This is a genomic window from Pseudomonas sp. GW821-FHT02B10 (genome assembly GCF_059421865.1).
Genome location: NZ_JBWKVU010000003.1, coordinates 153,018 through 171,164 on the forward strand (window position 1 = coordinate 153,018; position 18,147 = coordinate 171,164).

Annotated in this window: 14 protein-coding genes; 5 read left to right on the plus strand and 9 right to left on the minus strand. The window is 64.3% G+C overall.

What is annotated here, in order from left to right; translation table 11 throughout:
- The 4 genes from AC07VU_RS08160 to amaB all read right to left on the minus strand — a co-directional run bounded on the left by AC07VU_RS08160 (position 1) and on the right by amaB (position 5,576).
- Positions 1-915 (minus strand): ABC transporter permease subunit, encoded by a 915-nt coding sequence (locus AC07VU_RS08160; RefSeq protein ID WP_053259441.1) that lies wholly within the window; start codon positions 913-915, stop codon positions 1-3.
- A gap of 179 nt (positions 916-1,094) precedes the next feature.
- Positions 1,095-2,231: a branched-chain amino acid ABC transporter substrate-binding protein gene (locus tag AC07VU_RS08165; RefSeq protein ID WP_009046713.1), complete on the minus strand. Its 1,137-nt coding sequence runs from the start codon at positions 2,229-2,231 to the stop codon at positions 1,095-1,097.
- Between the two features lie 362 nt (positions 2,232-2,593).
- Complete coding sequence (amaA, locus tag AC07VU_RS08170; RefSeq protein ID WP_495029713.1) at positions 2,594-3,877, minus strand: L-pipecolate oxidase; 1,284 nt, start codon at positions 3,875-3,877, stop codon at positions 2,594-2,596.
- Positions 3,878-4,085: 208 nt separating this feature from the next.
- Positions 4,086-5,576, minus strand: coding sequence for an L-piperidine-6-carboxylate dehydrogenase (gene amaB / locus AC07VU_RS08175; protein WP_495029714.1), 1,491 nt, complete (start codon positions 5,574-5,576; stop codon positions 4,086-4,088).
- Positions 5,577-5,739: 163 nt separating this feature from the next.
- On the opposite strand from amaB, the gene AC07VU_RS08180 reads away from it, so the two are divergent.
- The 3 genes from AC07VU_RS08180 (at position 5,740) to nadE (ending at position 8,934) form a co-directional block, all read left to right on the plus strand.
- Positions 5,740-6,645: a LysR family transcriptional regulator gene (locus tag AC07VU_RS08180; RefSeq protein WP_025808040.1), complete on the plus strand. Its 906-nt coding sequence runs from the start codon at positions 5,740-5,742 to the stop codon at positions 6,643-6,645.
- Positions 6,646-6,876: 231 nt separating this feature from the next.
- Positions 6,877-8,103, plus strand: coding sequence for a nicotinate phosphoribosyltransferase (gene pncB / locus AC07VU_RS08185; protein WP_495029715.1), 1,227 nt, complete (start codon positions 6,877-6,879; stop codon positions 8,101-8,103).
- A 3-nt stretch (positions 8,104-8,106) separates the two neighbouring features.
- Entirely contained in the window at positions 8,107-8,934 is an 828-nt protein-coding gene (gene nadE, locus AC07VU_RS08190; protein WP_007925206.1) for an NAD(+) synthase, read from the plus strand.
- 226 nt (positions 8,935-9,160) lie between these two features.
- Here nadE and azu read toward each other — a convergent pair whose 3' ends face one another.
- Positions 9,161-9,607, minus strand: coding sequence for an azurin (gene azu / locus AC07VU_RS08195; protein ID WP_007921507.1), 447 nt, complete (start codon positions 9,605-9,607; stop codon positions 9,161-9,163).
- 349 nt (positions 9,608-9,956) lie between these two features.
- Here azu and AC07VU_RS08200 point away from each other — a divergent pair, with 349 nt between their 5' ends.
- Positions 9,957-10,544: a cytokinin riboside 5'-monophosphate phosphoribohydrolase gene (locus AC07VU_RS08200; RefSeq protein ID WP_092419106.1), complete on the plus strand. Its 588-nt coding sequence runs from the start codon at positions 9,957-9,959 to the stop codon at positions 10,542-10,544.
- A gap of 69 nt (positions 10,545-10,613) precedes the next feature.
- The gene (locus AC07VU_RS08205) at positions 10,614-10,799 is read left to right on the plus strand and encodes a hypothetical protein (protein ID WP_009041920.1); all 186 of its coding nucleotides are present in this window, start codon (positions 10,614-10,616) and stop codon (positions 10,797-10,799) included.
- Between the two features lie 24 nt (positions 10,800-10,823).
- Here AC07VU_RS08205 and AC07VU_RS08210 read toward each other — a convergent pair whose 3' ends face one another.
- The 4 genes from AC07VU_RS08210 to AC07VU_RS08225 form a co-directional block, all read right to left on the minus strand.
- On the minus strand, positions 10,824-11,243 hold the full coding sequence (locus tag AC07VU_RS08210; protein ID WP_274305368.1) for an NUDIX hydrolase: 420 nt from the start codon (positions 11,241-11,243) through the stop codon (positions 10,824-10,826).
- A 117-nt stretch (positions 11,244-11,360) separates the two neighbouring features.
- Entirely contained in the window at positions 11,361-12,266 is a 906-nt protein-coding gene (locus AC07VU_RS08215) for a transglutaminase family protein (RefSeq protein WP_009041918.1), read from the minus strand.
- Positions 12,266-14,752 (minus strand): circularly permuted type 2 ATP-grasp protein, encoded by a 2,487-nt coding sequence (locus tag AC07VU_RS08220; RefSeq protein WP_495029716.1) that lies wholly within the window; start codon positions 14,750-14,752, stop codon positions 12,266-12,268. The genes AC07VU_RS08215 and AC07VU_RS08220 overlap by 1 nt, the downstream gene beginning before the upstream one ends.
- An 87-nt stretch (positions 14,753-14,839) precedes the next feature.
- Positions 14,840-18,115, minus strand: coding sequence for a transglutaminase family protein (locus AC07VU_RS08225; RefSeq protein ID WP_495029717.1), 3,276 nt, complete (start codon positions 18,113-18,115; stop codon positions 14,840-14,842).
- Positions 18,116-18,147 lie beyond the last annotated feature (32 nt).

Consider the following 18,147-nt stretch of genomic DNA (forward strand, 5'->3'; position numbering starts at 1 on the left):
TTATACCTTCGCCACGAGTGGGCGACCCAGCAGGCCTTGGGGACGGAAGATCAGAATCAGCACCAGCAGCGAGAAACTGAACACGTCTTTGTAGTCGGAGTTGATCAGACCGGAGAACAGTGACTCGGAGATCCCGAGGATGATCCCGCCGAGCATCGCGCCCGGCAGCGAACCGATACCGCCGAGTACCGCCGCGGTGAACGCCTTGATGCCGATGACGAAGCCTGCGTAGAAGTCGAACGTGCCGTAGTTCATGGTGATCAGTACGCCCGCCAGCGCCGCCATGGCGGCGCCGATGATGAACACGTAGGAAATCACTCGATCGGTGTTGATCCCGAGGATCGAGGCCATCTTGCGGTCTTGCTGGGTGGCACGGCACATGCGGCCGAGCTTGGTGTACTTGATGATGTAGGTGAGCAACGCCATGCCGGCGAATGCCGCCACCAGGATGAAGATCTTGGTGTAGGTGAGCTGGACGAAACCGGTACCGATATCGACCTTCCAGGCGCCGGCCAGCAGCGTCGGTACACCTTGTTGCTTGGCGCCCTGGCTGATCTGCGCGTAGTTCTGCAGGATCAGCGAGATCCCGATGGCACTGATCAGCGGCGCCAGGCGGGTGGAGTTACGCAGGGGTTTGTAGGCGACGCGCTCGATGACCCAGCCGTAGATCCCCGTCACGACGACGGTGAAGACCAGGGTACCGAGAATGAGCAGCGGGAAGGATTCGATGCCGAAGTAGGCCAGCAGAGCCAGACTGATTGCCGCGAGGTAAGCGGAAATCATGTAAACCTCGCCGTGGGCGAAGTTGATCATGCCAATGATGCCATAGACCATTGTGTAGCCGATGGCGATCAGACCATAGACAGACCCGAGGGTCAGTCCATTGATCAGTTGCTGCAGGAAAATACCATCCATAACGCAATCTCACGCATTTGAGAGACTGCACACAGCGGATACGACGGCCTGGGGTTCAACCACCCGCGCAACACGACAGTTGTGCAGCTCTACGAGAAAAGACAGGTACTGCACGGACACGCATGCGGCAGGCCTGCGCCCTCCCCTGGAGGATGGGCCGGCCTGCCCAGACGCTCATGTCACTTCTGTTTTTCCAGCTGGTGGTATTTGCCGTCCTTGTCCCACTGGTAAACCACGTAGTCGGAGACTTTCAGGTCGCCCTTGGCGTCCCAGGTCTTCTCGCCCATCACGGTTTTCACCGGGTTGGCCTTGAGCCACTTGGCGGCGTCTTCGCCCTTGTTGGATTTGGCGCCGTTGAAGCCGGCAGCCAGGGCCTGGACCGACGCGTAGGCATACAGTGTGTAGCCTTCAGGCTCGGTGCCGGCCTTGCGGAAAGCGTCAACCACGGTCTTGCTGTCCGGCAGCAGGCGTGGGTCGGCGCCGAAGGTCATGTACACACCGTCGACGTACTGCGGGCCGCCAGCGGTGGTCACCAGTTCGTCGGTGACGATACCGTCGTCGGACATGAACTTGACGTCTTTCAGGCCCTGTTCGCGCAGCTGGCGGACCAGCGGGCCGGCTTCCGGGTGCAGGCCGCCGAAGTAGACGACATCGGCACCGGCGGCGCGGATCTTGGTGACCACGGCGCTGAAGTCTTTTTCGCCACGGGTCAGGCCTTCGTACAGCACCGGCGTCACGCCGCGCTTGCTCAGCTGTGCCTTGGTGGCGTCCGCCAGGCCCTGGCCATAGGTGTCCTTGTCGTGCAGGACCACGACTTTCTTGCCCTTGAGCACATCGACGATGTAGTCGCCGGCGACGATACCCTGCTGGTCGTCACGCCCGCACATGCGGAACATGGCGGAGAGGCCACGTTCGGTGACCTGCGGGTTGGTGGAGCCCGGGGTGATGGCGATCACGCCAGCTTCGTCGTACACCTCGGAAGCGGGGATGGTGTTGGAGGAGCAGAAGTGCCCGACCACGCCGATCACCTTGTCCTGGTCGACCAGGCGGTTGGCTACGGCCACAGCCTGTTTCGGTTCGCAGGCGTCGTCGCCCTTGACCAGGACGATCTTCTCGCCGTTGACGCCGCCCTTGGCGTTGATTTCGTCAGCCGCTGCCTGTGCACCCTTCATGTACTGCTCGCCAAATGCCGCGTTGGCGCCTGTCATGGGACCCGCTACGCCGATCTTGAGGTCGGCCTGAGCAAACGCAGAAACACCCAACGCAGCTGCCACTGCGAGGGCCAGAAAGCCTTTCTTGTAAAACGTCTGGGACATGAGGTGGTGCTCCAAGGTTTTTTTAGTTGGCACTGCGACTTCACCGAATGCTCAGAGCAAGGGCCGTGCCATTGGTTTTTTATTCTGAAAAAAGTCGCTCTTTTATTGTTATTTCGACTGTTTCGAGCCCTTTTTTATTGGGCGTGCAACCGTCTAAACCGCGGAAGGTAAAACCCTACAAAACATCAGGCGCAACCCGCCTGCGCCATCATTGCAACCGCGGCGCAAATCAACGTGCAACCAGCCTGTAACAGCCTGCGTAACCGAACTGCACACTACTGGTGCGGGACTGCTACGCCCCGCACCACTACAGGCTAGTCGCTGCGCCGAAAAGCGCCGCACCCGGCAACATATTTCCTCTGTCAGATAACGATGCGCAGGCACTGGCCCGCGTGATACAGGGAGAACCCGGCCTCGTACAGGCAACTGCGCAAACCCACGCCCGCCAGGGGCTGCATGGGAGCGAAGGGAATCGGCAACGCCTGAGGATTTCCGTTACACAGGTAATCGGCGAACGCCTTGCCGACCACGGTGCCGGTGGTCACGCCCCGGCCGTTGTAGCCGGTGACCGCCACCAGACCGGGCGCCGGCTCGAACAGACGCATCAGGTGATCGGGGGTAAAGGCGATGCAACCGGTCCAGGTGCACTCCCACTCCACCGCTTTCAGGTAGGGGAAATAGTGCTGCTGTACCCGGTCGGCCCAGGCCTTGAGGAACCAGGCCGGCTTCTGGTTGCCATTGCCCAGGCTGCCCAGCAGCAGGCGGCCGTCGGCGTCCCGGCGAATGCTGCTGAGCACCTGGCGGGTGTCCCAGGAGCCCTGGCCACCCGGCAGGATCCGTTGCGCGGCTTCCTCGGCCAGCGGCCTGGAGGCGACCTGATAGTAGTAACCGGGGAAAAAATTGCGCCGCAATTCGGTCCAGTCGCCCTCGGTGTAAGCATTGGAGGCAATCACCACCTGCTCGGCCAGTACCGAGCCCTGGGCGGTCTGCACCGACCAGCGCTGGCCCTGGCGTTCGAGACGGGTCACCGGTGAATGGTCGAACAGTTGGCCACCCAGGTCGACCGCGGCCTTGGCCAGGCCACTGACATAGGCCATCGGATTGACCGTGCCGGCTCGGCGATCGAGCAAGGCGGCGGCGATCTTTTGGGTGCCGGTGGCGGTTTCACAGGCCGTGCCGGTCAACAGCTCGACCGGCGCGCCCCGGCGTTTCCACTGGGCTTCCCGGCTGCGCAGGTCGGCCTCGCCCCGGGCGTTGTGCGCCATGTGCAGGGTGCCTTCGCGGCGCAGCTGGCAATCGATACGGTATTTGTCGATCAGGCTGAACACCAGGGCCGGCGCCGCCCCCAGCATGCGGTTGAGCTGGCTGCCGACCGCCTCGCCGAAACCGGCCTCGATCTCGTCCGGCGGGATCCACATCCCGGCATTCACCAGGCCCACGTTGCGTCCCGAACCACCGTGTCCGGTGCGGTGGGCTTCCAGTACACAGACCCTTTTGCCCTGCTCCAGCAGGTGCACGGCGGCCGACAGGCCGGTAAAGCCCGCGCCGATCACGCAGACATCCACCCTGACCTCGCCCTTGAGCGAGGCATTGTCAGGCCTTTGCGGCGTCAGTTTTTCCCACAGGCATTCTTCGCGTAACGGCATTGCCAGACTCCGAAATCAACGAACCACAGACCATGAACCAGCACCTCCCCTGTAGTCGCTGCCGCAGGCTGCGATCGACCGCTACGGTCGCGGCGACCTGAAGACCGCCATAGGCCCGACAGGAGATCGGGAACCAAGCTCCTTCGGAGCTTATCGCAGCCTTCGGCAGCGGCTACAGCGCCCGGCAGGCGGGCGCGATCGGGGTCGATCAATCGAAGGTAATACCCTGCGCCAATGGCAACTCCAGCGAGTAGTTCACGGTGTTGGTCTGCCGGCGCATATAGGCGCGCCAAGCATCGGAGCCGGACTCGCGGCCGCCGCCGGTTTCTTTCTCGCCACCGAAGGCGCCGCCGATTTCCGCGCCGCTCGGGCCGATGTTGACGTTGGCGATGCCGCAGTCGCTGCCCACCGCCGACATGAACTGCTCGGCCTCACGCACATCGGTGGTGAAGATGCAGGACGACAGGCCTTGCGGCACGGCGTTGTTCAGGCGCAGCGCTTCGGCGAAATCGCTGTAGCCCACCACGTAGAGAATCGGTGCGAAGGTCTCGCTGCACACCACGTCGCTCTGCTCCGGCATTTCGACAATCGCCGGCGACACGTAATAGGCGTTGGGGAACTGGTCTTCCAGCTGGCGCTTGCCGCCGAACACCCGGCCTCCCTCGCTCAGGGCCTGCTCCAGCGCATCCTGCATGTTGTCGAAGCTGTGCTTGTCGATCAGCGGGCCGACCAGGTTGCCTTGCAGCGGATGGCCGATGCGCACCTTGGAATAGGCGGCCTTGAGGCGGGTGACGATTTCGTCCTTCACCGATTCATGGGCAATCAGCCGGCGCAACGTCGTGCAGCGCTGGCCAGCAGTACCGACGGCGCTGAACAGGATGGCGCGCACGGCCATGTCCAGATCGGCGCTCGGCCCCAGGATCATCGCGTTGTTGCCGCCCAGCTCGAGGATGCTGCGGGCGAAACGCGCGGCGACTTTCGGCGCCACTTCGCGGCCCATGCGGGTGCTGCCGGTGGCGCTGATCAGGGCCACGCGCGGGTCGTCCACCAGCGCTTCGCCGGCGTCGCGCCCGCCGATGATCACCTGGCTCAGGTACTCGGGGGCATCGCTGAAGTTCTTCAGCACGCGCTCGAACAGCGCCTGGCAGGCCAGGGCGGTCAACGGGGTCTTTTCCGAGGGTTTCCAGATCACCGGGTTGCCGCAGACCAGCGCCAGGGTGGTGTTCCAGGCCCAGACCGCGACCGGGAAGTTGAACGCGCTGATCACCCCGACGATGCCCAGCGGGTGCCAGGTTTCGCGCATGTGGTGGCCCGGGCGCTCGGAGGCGATCGTCAGGCCGTACAGCTGGCGTGACAGGCCGACCGCGAAGTCGCAGATGTCGATCATTTCCTGCACTTCGCCCAGGCCTTCCTGGGTGATCTTGCCGGCTTCCCAGGACACCAGCTCACCGAGGTCGGCCTTGTATTCGCGCAGCACTTCGCCGAACTGGCGCACCAGCTCGCCGCGACGCGGTGCAGGCACCTTGCGCCACAACTCGAACGCATGCTCCGCGCGACTGACCTGCTGCTCCACCTCGGCCGCGCCCTGCCAGTTCACCGAGGCGATGCGGCTGCCGTCGATCGGCGAATGCACGGGCTGCTTGCCCGATTGATACAGGGCCGGGTTCACACCAAGACGATCAAGCAATGCGACAACCATGGGTCACTCCTTACAAATGGAAAGCAAAAAGTCGTAGCCGTTGACACAGCCATTCAGGACTGTAGTTGTAGCCGGCCCGAGACTTGCCAACAAACGACGATTAGGCGAGATATCATTCCGTTTATTCATGCTGCGCAGCCGGGACAAGAACAAGGAACCCTCGATGCTGAACAAACGCTACCTGCCCTCGATCACCGCCCTGCAGTGTTTCGAGGCCGTCACCCGGCACCTGAGCTTCACTCGCGCCGCCGAGGAGCTGAACCTGACCCAGAGCGCGGTCAGCAAGCAGGTCGCGCAGTTGGAAGAGCTCCTGCAACACCTGCTGTTTCGCCGGGTACGCCGGCGCCTGCAACTGACCCCGGCCGGCGACCTGTACCTGGTGGAAGTGCGCAAGATCCTCTCGCAGATCGAGATGTCGACCCATTACCTGCGCTCCTACGGCGGCGAAACCGAAGTCCTGCGGGTGTCCACCCCATCGACTTTCGGCGCGCGCTGGCTGGTGCCGCGCCTCAAGGGCTGGCGCCTGCGCCACCCGCAGATCCACCTGGACCTGTGCAACGAGCAGGAAGCCGACGACCTGCTGCAGGGCCGCAGCGACATGGCGTTCTACTTCGGCCAGGGCTCGCGCCCCGGCACCGAGTGCCTGAAGCTGTTCGGCGAAGAGCTGGTGGCGGTCTGCGCCCCCGGCAGCCTGCCGGACAAGCCGTTCACCGACCCGACGCAGCTGGCTGAACTGGTGCTGCTGCAACTGGCCTCACGGCCGCAGGCCTGGCATGACTGGTTCGACAGCCAGGGTTACCACACCGAGCACAGCTATCACGGCCCGCGCTTCGAAACCTTCTACATGTGCATCCGGGCCGCCCAGGTCGGCTGCGGCGTGGCCCTGCTGCCGCGGTTCCTGGTGGAAGAAGAACTGGCCGAGGGCAAGCTGGTGCTGGCCTGGGACTACGCCATGCCCAGCCACGATGCCTATTACCTGGCCTACCCCGAACATGCGGCCGAAGTGCCCAAGGTGCGGGACTTCGTACGCTGGATGCTGGAACAGATCGACAGCCCGACGCCGGCCTGATCCGGGATGAGTGCGGGCCGCACGGGCGCTATCGCGGGCAAGCCTCGCTCCTACTGGTACGGCACCGCTCTTGTAGGAGCGAGGCTTGCCCGCGATGAGGCCATCAGCCTCGACATCGTCCTCAAGCAAAAAACACTGGCAAAACCCACGGCGGATATGCGCCACTACTGCCTTCATTGAACAAGCTGGAAAGCCGCGCCCTTGATCGCGGCCAGCATGGAGATTCCCGTTATGAGCGAGAGTGTGTTTGCCGATCGCATCGTGCAGAACCTGCTCGACACCGACTTCTACAAACTGACCATGATGCAGGCGGTGCTGCACAACTACCCCAATGTGGAAGTCGAATGGGAATTCCGCTGCCGCAACAGCGAGGACCTGCGCCCCTATCTGGCGGAGATCCGTTATCAGTTCGAGCGCCTGGCCGACCTGAGCCTGAGCGCCGACCAGTTGAGTTTTCTCGAGCGCATCAGCTTCCTGAAACCGGACTTCCTGCGTTTTCTCGGGCTGTTCCGCTTCAACCTGCGGTATGTGCATACCGGTATCGAGAACGGCGAGCTGTTCATCCGCCTGCGCGGGCCCTGGCTGCACGTGATCCTGTTCGAAGTGCCGATGCTGGCGATCGTCAGCGAGGTGCGTAACCGCTATCGCTACCGCGAAGTCGTCCTGGAACAGGCGCGCGAACAGCTGTATCGCAAGTTCGACTGGCTGAGCGCCAACGCCAGCGCCGATGAACTGTCGCACCTGCAGGTGGCCGACTTCGGCACCCGCCGGCGCTTCTCGTACCGGGTCCAGGAAGAAGTGGTGAACGTGCTCAAGCACGACTTCCCCGGGCGTTTCGTCGGCACCAGCAACGTGCACCTGTCCCGCGAGCTGAACATGAAACCCCTGGGCACCATGGCCCACGAATGGATCATGGCCCACCAGCAACTGGGGCCGCGGCTGATCGACAGCCAGATCGCCGCCCTCGACTGCTGGGTCCGCGAGTACCGCGGCCTGCTGGGGATCGCCCTGACCGACTGCATCACCACCGACGCCTTCCTCAACGACTTCGATCTGTACTTCGCCAAGCTGTTCGACGGTTTGCGCCATGACTCGGGCGACCCGATCATCTGGGCGGAAAAGGCCATCGCCCATTACCTGAAACTGGGCATCGAGCCCATGAGCAAGACCCTGGTGTTCTCCGACAGCCTGACACTGCCCAAGTCCCTGGAGATTTTTCGCGCGTTGCGCGGTCGGATCAATGTCAGCTTCGGTATCGGCACCAACCTGACGTGCGATATTCCCGGTGTCGAGCCGATGAGCATCGTGCTTAAAATGGCCGCCTGCAATGGCCAGCCCGTCGCCAAGATCTCCGACGAAGCGGGCAAGACCCATTGCAAGGATCCCAACTTCGTCGCTTATTTGCGCCACGTTTTCCAAGTACCTGCCGCCCTTTCTGGCACATCAAGCAAGGAGTGAATCATGCAAGCCGTACAGCGTGAGATTGCTGAACAGCTCAAGGTCCAACCCCCTTTCAAGGACCAGGCCGATCTCGAGGCAGAAGTCGCCCGGCGGGTCGCGTTCATCCAGCAATGCCTGCTCAATTCCGGGCTCAAGGCCTTGGTGCTGGGCATCAGCGGTGGCGTCGACTCCCTGACCGCGGGCCTGCTGGCCCAGCGGGCGATGCGCGAACTGCGCGCCAGCAGTGGCGACCAGGGCTATCGTTTCATCGCCGTGCGCCTGCCGTACGACGTGCAGTTCGACGAACACGATGCCCAGGCCTCGGTGGACTTCATCGAACCCGACGAGCGCCACACCGTGAACATCGGGCCGGCGGTCAAGTCCCTGGCCAATGAAGTGGCGGCCTTCGAAGGCCATCAGGCGGTAACCCGGGACTTCGTCCTTGGCAACACCAAGGCACGCATGCGCATGGTCGCGCAGTACACCATCGCCGGCGCCGCCCATGGCCTGGTGATCGGCACCGACCACGCCGCCGAAGCGGTGATGGGTTTCTTCACCAAGTTCGGTGACGGCGCCTGCGACCTGGCCCCGCTGAGCGGGCTGGTGAAGAACCAGGTGCGGGCCATTGCCCGGCATTTCGGCGCGCCGGAGTCGCTGGTGGAGAAGATCCCTACCGCCGACCTGGAAGACCTGTCTCCCGGCAAGCCGGACGAAGCGTCCCACGGCGTGACCTACGCCGAGATCGACGCCTTCCTCCACGGCCAGCCGGTGCGCGAGGAGGCGTTCAAGATCATCTGCAACACCTACAACAAGACCCATCACAAACGCGTGATGCCGTTCGCGCCATAAACAGCCCGTAGCCGCTGCCGAGCCTGCGAGGCTGCGCACGGCCGCAGAGCGGTCGCCAAACCAGGCGCCGCGTTATGTTCGATGGACCGCGTGGGCAGGTTTTGCGAGGACTGCGTCCTCGTACGCAGCCTCGCAGGCTCGGCAGCGGCTACAAGTCTGTATACGCAGTTCCAGGCACAAAAAAAGCGCCCCGCAGGGCGCTTTTTCATCACACGGAATCAACCGATCACTTCAGCACCACGGCGCCTTTCATCATCGAGTTGTGGCCCGGGAACGAGCAGAAGAACTCGTAGCTTTCGCCAGCGGTCAGCTTCGACACGTCGAAGGTCACCGAGTCTTTTTCGCCGGAGCCGATGATCTTGGTGTGGGCGATGACGCGGCTGTCGCCTTCTTTCAGGTAGTTCTTGTCGATGCCGGCGGCCATACCGTCGGTAGCGATACCGGCCATGTCCGCGCTTTTGCTCAATACCCAGTTATGGCCCATGACGTTCTTCGGCAGGCTGCCGGAGTGAGTCAGGTTCACGGTGAAGGTCTTGCAGCTCTTGTCGATGGTGATTTCCTTCGTGTTGAAGGACATCTGGTCGGTGGAGTCGACATCGACCTTGCATTCGGCGGCCATCAGCTGGCTGCTGGCCAGTGTCAGCAGGGATACCGCAACGAGTTTGGCAAACATGGTGAATCTCCAAGGCAGGGTTAACAAAATCCATCTGAATCCATGAAGGTGAAGACTGCCTGAATTTTTCACAAGTTCCTATGATTTACATCAAGAAATTGTATACAACTTTGCGCTATCGGCCTGATCGAGAGAATCAAACAGCCAGCCATCGGCCGCGGGCCTATGCTCGGCGCACATCACTATCGGAGTGTCTGCCATGCACCTCAACAGCCTGTTCCGCAACCTGCTCGCCGCCTATGCCTGTGGCGCCAGCGGCACCTATGAAAGCCCCCGCGGCGAGGATTGACCCTTGGAGCGCGGCCGGCCAGCCATTACTCTGTGGCCCTCACCGACCATGGAGTAAGGCATGTCTTTAGCGTCTGTATGCGTGTTCTGCGGTGCCAGCACCGGCACCAACCCGGCCTACCGCGAGGCCGCCGAAGCCCTCGGGCGCCAACTGGCCGAACGCAAGCTGACCCTGGTCTATGGCGGTGGCGCCGTCGGCCTGATGGGCATAGTCGCCGACGCGGCCCTGGCGGCTGGCGGCGAAGTCATCGGCATCATTCCCCAGAGCCTCAAGGACAAGGAAATCGGCCATCCGGGCCTGACGCGCCTGGAAGTGGTCGACGGCATGCACGCCCGCAAGGCACGCATGGCCGAGCTGAGCGACGCCTTTATCGCGCTGCCTGGCGGCCTGGGTACCCTGGAGGAGTTGTTCGAAGTCTGGACCTGGGGGCAATTGGGCTATCACGCCAAGCCCCTGGGGCTGCTGGAAGTAAATGGTTTCTACGAGAAGCTCACGGGTTTTCTCGATCATATCGTCGGCGAAGGCTTCGTTCGCACCCCGCACCGTGACATGCTGCAAGTGAGCGAATCGCCGCGCAAACTGCTGGAGGCGCTGGAGGCCTGGCAACCGACGGTAGCCCCCAAATGGGCCGAGCAGAAACCCGATTAACCGCCGAGCCCCGATACAGGGCAGAATACGCGCCGCTCAAACCTCACCTTCGACCCCAGAGGATCGCCCATGGCTAAACCCAATTACTCCTTCGCCAAACGTCAGCGAGACCTGGCAAAGGAGCAGAAGAAAGAGGAAAAGCTGCAACGCAAGAAAGCGGCCGCTGAAGAAGCCGGCGCACCAAGCCCGGATACAGAAGACGACGTGGCCGTCGACGACGCCGATGCAGTAGACGATCAGGCTCCCAAGGCCTGAGACCCGCCAGGCCCGATACCTCTATCAGGCCCTCGGGATCTGGGGTCGGCCATCCGTTGCCGACCCTCGGATACCCAACGCTTTGACAATCGAATCGCGATAACCCTGTGGCAAGTTGGCCGGTAGCCGGTCCGCCGCGAACAGGCCGATTTCCTTGTGCTCGTGGCTGACGGTTGGCACAAAACCGCCCAGGAGCCGGCAGCGATAGGTCGAGATAAAGACCTGCTTGCCAGGGATGACTTCGAACAGGTACGAATCCAGCGGCTCGCCCACCGCCACCCGCACGTCCAGCTCCTCCTCGATCTCCCGCGCCAGGCATTGGGGCGCCGTCTCCCCCAGCTCGATCCGCCCGCCGGGCAGCTCCCACTCGTCACGCTCGTTGAGCATCAGCACCACCAGCCCCTCGGGGGATTGCAGCACGCCCTTGATCGATACCGGGAACATAAGTAACTCCTGTAAAGCCTGTAGCCGCTGCCGAAGGCTGCGCTCGGGCGCATAGCGGCTGTGTTTTTTTAGACCGCTGGAAGGTTCTGCGAACCTTATCGCAGCCTGCGGCAGCGGCTACAGAGAGATCCGTTCATTCAGCGGCATCACCGTCACCCGCACTTCCGGGTCGTGGCTGCCGCCGCCGAGAATCACCCCGCGCAACGGCGACACATCGGAAAAATCCCGGCCCCAGGCCAGGGTGATGTGCTCCAGCGCCGGCTGTACGTTGTTGGTCGGGTCGAAATCCACCCAGCCGAGCACCGGGCAGAACACCGAAACCCAGGCATGGGAGGCATCTGCGCCGATCAGGCGTGGCTGCCCCGGTGGCGGCTGGGTCAGCAGGTAGCCGCTGACATAACGCGCCGCCAGGCCGCGGGAACGCAAACACGCCAGCATCAGATGGGCGAAGTCCTGGCAGACCCCGCGCCGCCGCTCCAGCACTTCCACCAGCGGCGTCGCCACCTGGGTGGCTTCGGCATCGAAGGTGAACTCGCTGAAGATCTTTTCCATCAACGCTTGCACCCCCAGCAACAACGGACGCCCGGCGGGGAAACAGCTTTCGGAGAACTCGACGAAGCTTTTCTTCAAGTGCACATAAGGCGACTCGAAGCGGTAACGGCACGCCTCCATCAAGGCCGCGGATAACGGCCGGCTGCTGTAGGTCAGCGCACTGCGGGTGGCGTCCCAGGGCAATGAACGGGTGAAATCCAGCGCGGGTCTGGCCAGCACCTCCACCGTCAGCTGCGCATTGACCAGCAGCTCGTCATGGGGCCGCTCGAACGCCAGCCGGGTCAGCGGGTTGCCGAACACGTCCAGCTCGTCGCGACGGCTGGTGGGGTCGGGGCTGATCAGCAGTTCCTGCTGGCTGCAATGCTGCCAGGCGCAGGCGCGCGGCCACAGGTGCGCCAGCTGCTGGGCCAGGGAAACCGGACTGTCGTAGTGGTAATGGGTATCGTGGAAGATCTGGTAATGAGCGCTCATCAGACGGATACCGTTCGTTGGCTGACATCGTCGACATGGGCGAAATGCCGCAGCGCCAGGCGGTCGGAAACCTGCCCGCTGGCATCGGCGATTTCCTGCAACAGGTCGGCCAGGCCTTCGAGCGCCGCCCGCACGCTGGCCTCGCCGAACAGCGGGTTTTCCAGGCAGCCCAGGTCGAAGCGCCCCAGACGCCCCACCAGCTTGGGCAAACCGACCTCGCGCGGTACGCCGAACTCGTCGTTCAAGCGATTGAGGGTCCGGGTCACCAGCTTCAGCTGGAACAGCACCGCATGAGGGTTCTGTTCGTCGAGCAGCAACAGGTCGAGCACCGGAATCAACTGCGCCACCGCCAGGTAGCGGGAACGGTAGGTGATACTGCTGTTGCCCAGTTCCAGCAGCCACTCCAGCCCGGCCTGGTCGAACGCGGTGGCGCTGCGCAGGAAGGCCGCCAGGCTGCTGCTGAGAAACTGCAGGCGCTCGATGCGTCGGCCAATCATCAAGAAGCGCCAGCCTTCGTCACGGGTCATGTCGTCCAGGGCGAAGCCCGACAGCGCCGCCAGGGACATCACCAGACGGTTGAGGAAGTCCAGCAACTCGCCGAAGTCCGGCTCGCGGGCCTCCAGCGCCAAGGCTTCGCGCTGCAATTCCACCAGCGCCTGCCAGTTCTCCCGCGAAAGCTTGCCGCGCACCTGGGACGCCGCCCACTGCAGGCGCTGCAGGTTGGAACGCAGGCTGAAGGACCAGTCATCCCCCTGCAGGGCCGCCAACAAACGCTCGGGCAGTTCGCCTTCGTCCGGCAGCAGCATCAGGCTTTCGCCCAGCTCGACCGCCGCCTGCAAGGCCTGCGGGTCATCGCCGTCGACATAGCGCGCCAGCATGATCCGCAACAGCCGCGCGCTGCCATCGCAACGCTCGCAGTAACGGCCGAACCAGAACAGGTTTTCCACCACCCGCGACGGCAGGTACGGATCGCGCCGCACCAGTTCATGCACGCCGATGGTCCGCTGGCCTTTCCACTGTTCGCCGCTGGGCGCACGTTCGCCCAGCACCCAGGTGTCCTTGCTGGCGCCGCCGCGCTGCATCGATACCACCTCGGCATCGGCCTCGGCGGCCACCCGGGTCAAGCCGCCCGGCAGTACCCGGTAACCGTCGCGGCTGGCCACGGCATACACCCGCATGCCGATGGCCCGCGGTTGCAGCTGGCCGTCCTCGGCCTGCCAGACCGGCGCCTGGGACAGTTGCGCCAGCTCCTGGGCGACATAGGCATAAGGTCGCGCCCGCATGCGTTCGGCCAGGGCCTGGCGTTCTTTCTCGCAGAGGTCGCGGCCAAACAACGGGGCAAAGCTCTGGGACGGGAACGCCGGCTTGATCAGCAACTCCGGGAGTTTCTCCAGGGCCTGGGCCAGCACCGGCGCCTCGCCGCACCACCAGGTGGCGACGGACGGCAGAATCAGTTCTTCGCCGAACAGGTGCTCGCTGATCTTCGGCAAGAAACCCAGCAAGCCTGGCGACTCCAGCACGCCGCTGCCCAGGGCATTGGCCACCAGCACCCGCCCCCGCCGCACCGCCTCCAGCAACCCCGGAACGCCGAGGGCCGAGTCGGTGCGCAGTTCCAGCGGGTCGCAGAAGTCGTCGTCGAGCCGGCGCATGATCGCGTGCACCCGCCGCAGGCCGCTCAGGGTCTTGAGGTAGACCGTGGCGTCGCGCACCGTCAGGTCGCCGCCTTCCACCAGCGGATAACCGAGCTGGCGCGCCAGGTACAGGTGTTCGAAATAGCTCTCGTTGAAACGTCCCGGGGTCAGCAGCACGATCAGTGGCGCTTCGTCGTCCCGGGGCGCCTGGCGGGCCAGGGTTTCCTGCAGGGTGCGGAAGAACCCGGCCAGGTGCTGCACCTGCAGATCGCGGTACAGGTCCGGAAAGGCCCGGGACACAATCATGCGGTTTTCCAGGGCGTAGCCGGCACCGGACGGCGCCTGGGTACGGTCGGCGGTGACCCACCAGCGCCCGTCCGGGGTGCGCGCCAGGTCGACCGCGTACAGGTGCAGGAAGGCGCCGTCCGGCGGCTGGATGCCCTGGCACGGCCAGAGAAAGTTGTTATGGCCAAAGACCAGCTCGGCCGGCAGCAGGCCCTCGCTGATCAGCCGCTGGGGCCCATACAGGTCGGCCAGCACCGCATTGAGCAAACGCGCCCGCTGCGCAATCCCGGCGGACAGCTGCTGCCATTCATCGGCGGCGATCACATGGGGCAACAGGTCCAGTTCCCACGGCCGGTCGGCGCCCTTGGGGTCGGCATAGACGTTGTAGGTGACGCCGTTTTCCTGGATCTGCCGGGTCAGCAGCGCCTGGCGCTGCATCAACTGCGCCGGCGTGCTGCGCTGCAACTGGTCGAACAGCCGGCGCCAGTGCGGGCGCACCGCGCCGCTGGCATCGAGCAGTTCGTGGTAGGTACCCGCCGTCAGCGGGTAGTGGTCAAGCAGGTCAGGCATGGAAAGCTCGGCAGACGGCAAGGTAAGTCAGATTAACGCAGACACATGACGCCCGGATATGCGAAACATCCGGGCGTCGCGTCTGCTTTAGAAACGTCGCAAATCGAGTGTCATCGGCAACTCGTCGTTGATCGTCAGGCTCGGCACCGACAAGGTGCCGGGGCTGTGCCCTAGGCGGAAGAAGCGCGCCATGCGCCGGCTCTCGGCTTCGTTGGCATTCACCGGCAGGCTGTCGTAGTTGCGCCCGCCCGGATGGGCCACATGGTATTGGCAACCGCCCAGGGAACGCTGCATCCAGGTATCGAGCAGGTCGAACACCAGCGGCGCGTGCACCGGGATGGTCGGTTGCAGGCAGTTGAACGGTTGCCAGGCCCGGTAGCGCACACCGGCGACGAACTCCCCGACTCGCCCGGTGGGCTGCAGCGGCACCGCGACACCATTGCAGGTCAACAGGTAGCGCTGCGGCGCCAACCCGGTGAGCTTGACCTGCAGGCGCTCCAGCGATGAGTCGACATAACGCACCGTGCCGCCAGCGGAGCCCTCCTCCCCCAACACATGCCAAGGCTCCAGGGCCTGGCGCAGCTCCAGCTCGACACCGCCGACCGCGTAATCGCCGACCTTGGGGAAACGGAACTCCAGGTGCGCGGCGAACCACTCGGCCCGCACCGGGTAGCCGGCGGCATTGAGCTCGACAATGACATCGGCGAAGTCCTGCTCGATGAAGTGCGGCAACAGGAAGCGGTCGTGCAGCTCGGTGCCCCAGCGCGCCAGCTTGGCCGGGGCGTAGGGCTCGCGCCAGAAGCGCGCGACCAAGGCCCGCAGCAACAGTTGCTGGGCCAGGCTCATGCGCGCATGGGGCGGCATTTCAAAGGCGCGTAGTTCCAGCAGGCCCAGGCGGCCTGTAGCGCCATCCGGCGAGTACAGCTTGTCGATGCAGAACTCGGCGCGGTGAGTGTTGCCGGTGACGTCGATCAGCAAGTTGCGCAGCAGCCGGTCGACCAACCATGGCGGGCACTCTTCGCCCGGTTCGGGCATCTGCGCGAAGGCGATTTCCAGCTCGTACAACGCATCGTTGCGCGCCTCGTCGACCCGCGGTGCCTGGGAGGTGGGGCCGATGAACAACCCGGAGAACAGATAGGACAACGACGGGTGGTTGTGCCAGTAGCTGATCAGGCTGCGCAACAGGTCCGGCCGGCGCAGGAACGGCGAATCCGCCGGCGTCGCGCCACCCAGCACTAAATGGTTGCCGCCGCCGGTGCCGGTGTGGCGCCCGTCGATCATGAATTTCTCGGTGGTCAGGCGGGTCTGCCGGGCTTCCTCGTAGAGGAATTCGGTGCGCTCCACCAGCTCGTCCCAACTGGCGGACGGCTGCACGTTGACCTCGATCACGCCCGGATCGGGGGTGACGCGGAAGTTGCTCAGGCGCGGATCGCTCGGCGGCTCGTAGCCCTCCAGCAGCACCGGGCAATGCAACTCCTCGGCGGTGGCCTCGATGGCGCTGACCAGCTCCAGGTAATCCTCCAGGCGCTCCAGGGGCGGCATGAACAGGTACAAGCGCCCGCCCCGCGCCTCGGCGCAGAACGCGGTGCGGGTCAGCCAGTCGGCGGACTGGTCGATCTGCGGCACCCGCTCATCGGCCTCGGCCGCTTCGCCGTGTTCGCGCAGTTGCGCGCTGTCCGGCAGCTCGGGCAGCTCCTGGTTCGGATCGGTGGGGTGCACATAGGGGTACTCCGCCGCCGTCACCCAGGGCTGGGACGCCAGCGGCAGGCGATAACCCAGGGGCGAATCCCCCGGGATCAACCGGCAGTGGGTATCGCGCAGGTACCAGCGGCCGCTCTGCCACTGGTCGCCCCTGGCGGTACGGGCCAGCGGCAGGACCTGGCCGATGACCTTGTCCAGGCCCTGGCTGAACACCTTGCGCAGGCGCGCCCGCTCCAGCTCGTCCGCCAGCCGCGAATCCTCGGCGCTGACGTTCTGCGGCAAGGTGCCTTCGCGCCACAGGTAGTAGAAGTTGTCTTCATAAGCCGGGAATACAAAGCGCGCAGGCAGCTTCAAGCGTTCGGCGACGCTGGCGAGGAAACGCCCGGCCAGCTCGCTGTCGGCGCCATAGTCTTCATATTCGTCGGCAATCAGCGCGGCGTTGTGCCAGATCGGCACGCCGTCGCGGCGCCAGTAGCAGTTCAGCGACCAGCGCGGCAATTGCTCGCCCGGGTACCACTTGCCCTGGCCAAAGTGCACCAGGCCCTTGGGCGCGTAGTGTTGGCGCAGGCGCTGGAACAGCTCGGCGGACAACCGGCGCTTGTTCGGCCCGAGAGCCGCGGTGTTCCATTCGGCGCCATCCGGGTCGTCGATCGAGACGAAGGTCGGCTCGCCGCCCATGGTCAGGCGCACGTCGCCTGCCAGCAGGTCGGCATCGATCTGCCGGCCCAGGGCCTGGATCGCCAGCCATTGCTCCTCGGTGTAGGGCTTGGTGACCCGCGGCGCTTCCCAGACCCGCTCCACCGACATCTCATGGCCGAACTCGCATTCACAAGGCTCTACCAGGCCGCTGATCGGCGCCGCCGAGGACGGATCGGGGCTGCAAGCCAACGGGATATGCCCTTCCCCGGCAAACAGCCCGGAAGTGGCGTCCAGGCCGATCCAGCCGGCGCCGGGCAAGTACACCTCGCACCAGGCGTGCAGGTCGGTGAAGTCGACCTCGGTGCCGGACGGGCCGTCGAGGGATTTGACGTCGGCGGTCAGCTGGATCAGGTAGCCGGAAACAAAGCGCGCGGCCAGCCCCAGGTTGCGCAGCAGTTGCACCAGCAGCCAGGCGGAGTCGCGGCAGGAGCCAGAAGCCTTGTCCAGGGTCTGCTCCGGCGTCTGCACGCCGGGCTCCATGCGGATCAGGTAGCCGATGTCTTCGCTCAGGCGCTGGTTCAGGGCCACCAGGAAATCCACCGCCGGTATCGGCGTGCGGTCGATGCCCTCAAGGTACGCCTTGAACTTCGGCGTCAGTGGCAGGGTTTCCAGGTAAGGCGCCAGCTCGCGCTGCTCGTCGGCGGCATAGGCGAAGGGGATTTTCTCGGCGTAGGGCTCGAGGAAGAAATCGAACGGATTGAACACCGCCATCTCCGCCAGCAAATCGACTTCGATCCGCAGCTCGTCGGTTTTCTCCGGGAAGACCAGGCGCGCCAGGTAGTTGCCCTGGGGGTCCTGCTGCCAGTTGATGAAGTGCTGCTCGGGCTGAACCTTCAGCGCATAGGAGAGAATCCGCGTGCGGCTATGGGCCGCCGGACGCAGGCGAACGATCTGTGGGCCGAGTTCGACCGCGCGGTCGTAGCGGTAATGCGTGACATGGTGCAATGCGACATGGATCGACACGGCGTGCCTCCTGCGGGCCTGAACGTACACGA

What these genes read in the sequence shown, in the direction of transcription:
- AC07VU_RS08160 (WP_053259441.1), bottom strand. Translation starts at nt 915, where the DNA reads ATGGATGGTATTTTCCTGCAGCAACTGATCAATGGACTGACCCTCGGG.
- AC07VU_RS08165 (WP_009046713.1), bottom strand. Translation starts at nt 2,231, where the DNA reads ATGTCCCAGACGTTTTACAAGAAAGGCTTTCTGGCCCTCGCAGTGGCA.
- amaA (WP_495029713.1), bottom strand. Translation starts at nt 3,877, where the DNA reads ATGCCGTTACGCGAAGAATGCCTGTGGGAAAAACTGACGCCGCAAAGG.
- amaB (WP_495029714.1), bottom strand. Translation starts at nt 5,576, where the DNA reads ATGGTTGTCGCATTGCTTGATCGTCTTGGTGTGAACCCGGCCCTGTAT.
- AC07VU_RS08180 (WP_025808040.1), top strand. Translation starts at nt 5,740, where the DNA reads ATGCTGAACAAACGCTACCTGCCCTCGATCACCGCCCTGCAGTGTTTC.
- pncB (WP_495029715.1), top strand. Translation starts at nt 6,877, where the DNA reads ATGAGCGAGAGTGTGTTTGCCGATCGCATCGTGCAGAACCTGCTCGAC.
- nadE (WP_007925206.1), top strand. Translation starts at nt 8,107, where the DNA reads ATGCAAGCCGTACAGCGTGAGATTGCTGAACAGCTCAAGGTCCAACCC.
- azu (WP_007921507.1), bottom strand. Translation starts at nt 9,607, where the DNA reads ATGTTTGCCAAACTCGTTGCGGTATCCCTGCTGACACTGGCCAGCAGC.
- AC07VU_RS08200 (WP_092419106.1), top strand. Translation starts at nt 9,957, where the DNA reads ATGTCTTTAGCGTCTGTATGCGTGTTCTGCGGTGCCAGCACCGGCACC.
- AC07VU_RS08205 (WP_009041920.1), top strand. Translation starts at nt 10,614, where the DNA reads ATGGCTAAACCCAATTACTCCTTCGCCAAACGTCAGCGAGACCTGGCA.
- AC07VU_RS08210 (WP_274305368.1), bottom strand. Translation starts at nt 11,243, where the DNA reads ATGTTCCCGGTATCGATCAAGGGCGTGCTGCAATCCCCCGAGGGGCTG.
- AC07VU_RS08215 (WP_009041918.1), bottom strand. Translation starts at nt 12,266, where the DNA reads ATGAGCGCTCATTACCAGATCTTCCACGATACCCATTACCACTACGAC.
- AC07VU_RS08220 (WP_495029716.1), bottom strand. Translation starts at nt 14,752, where the DNA reads ATGCCTGACCTGCTTGACCACTACCCGCTGACGGCGGGTACCTACCAC.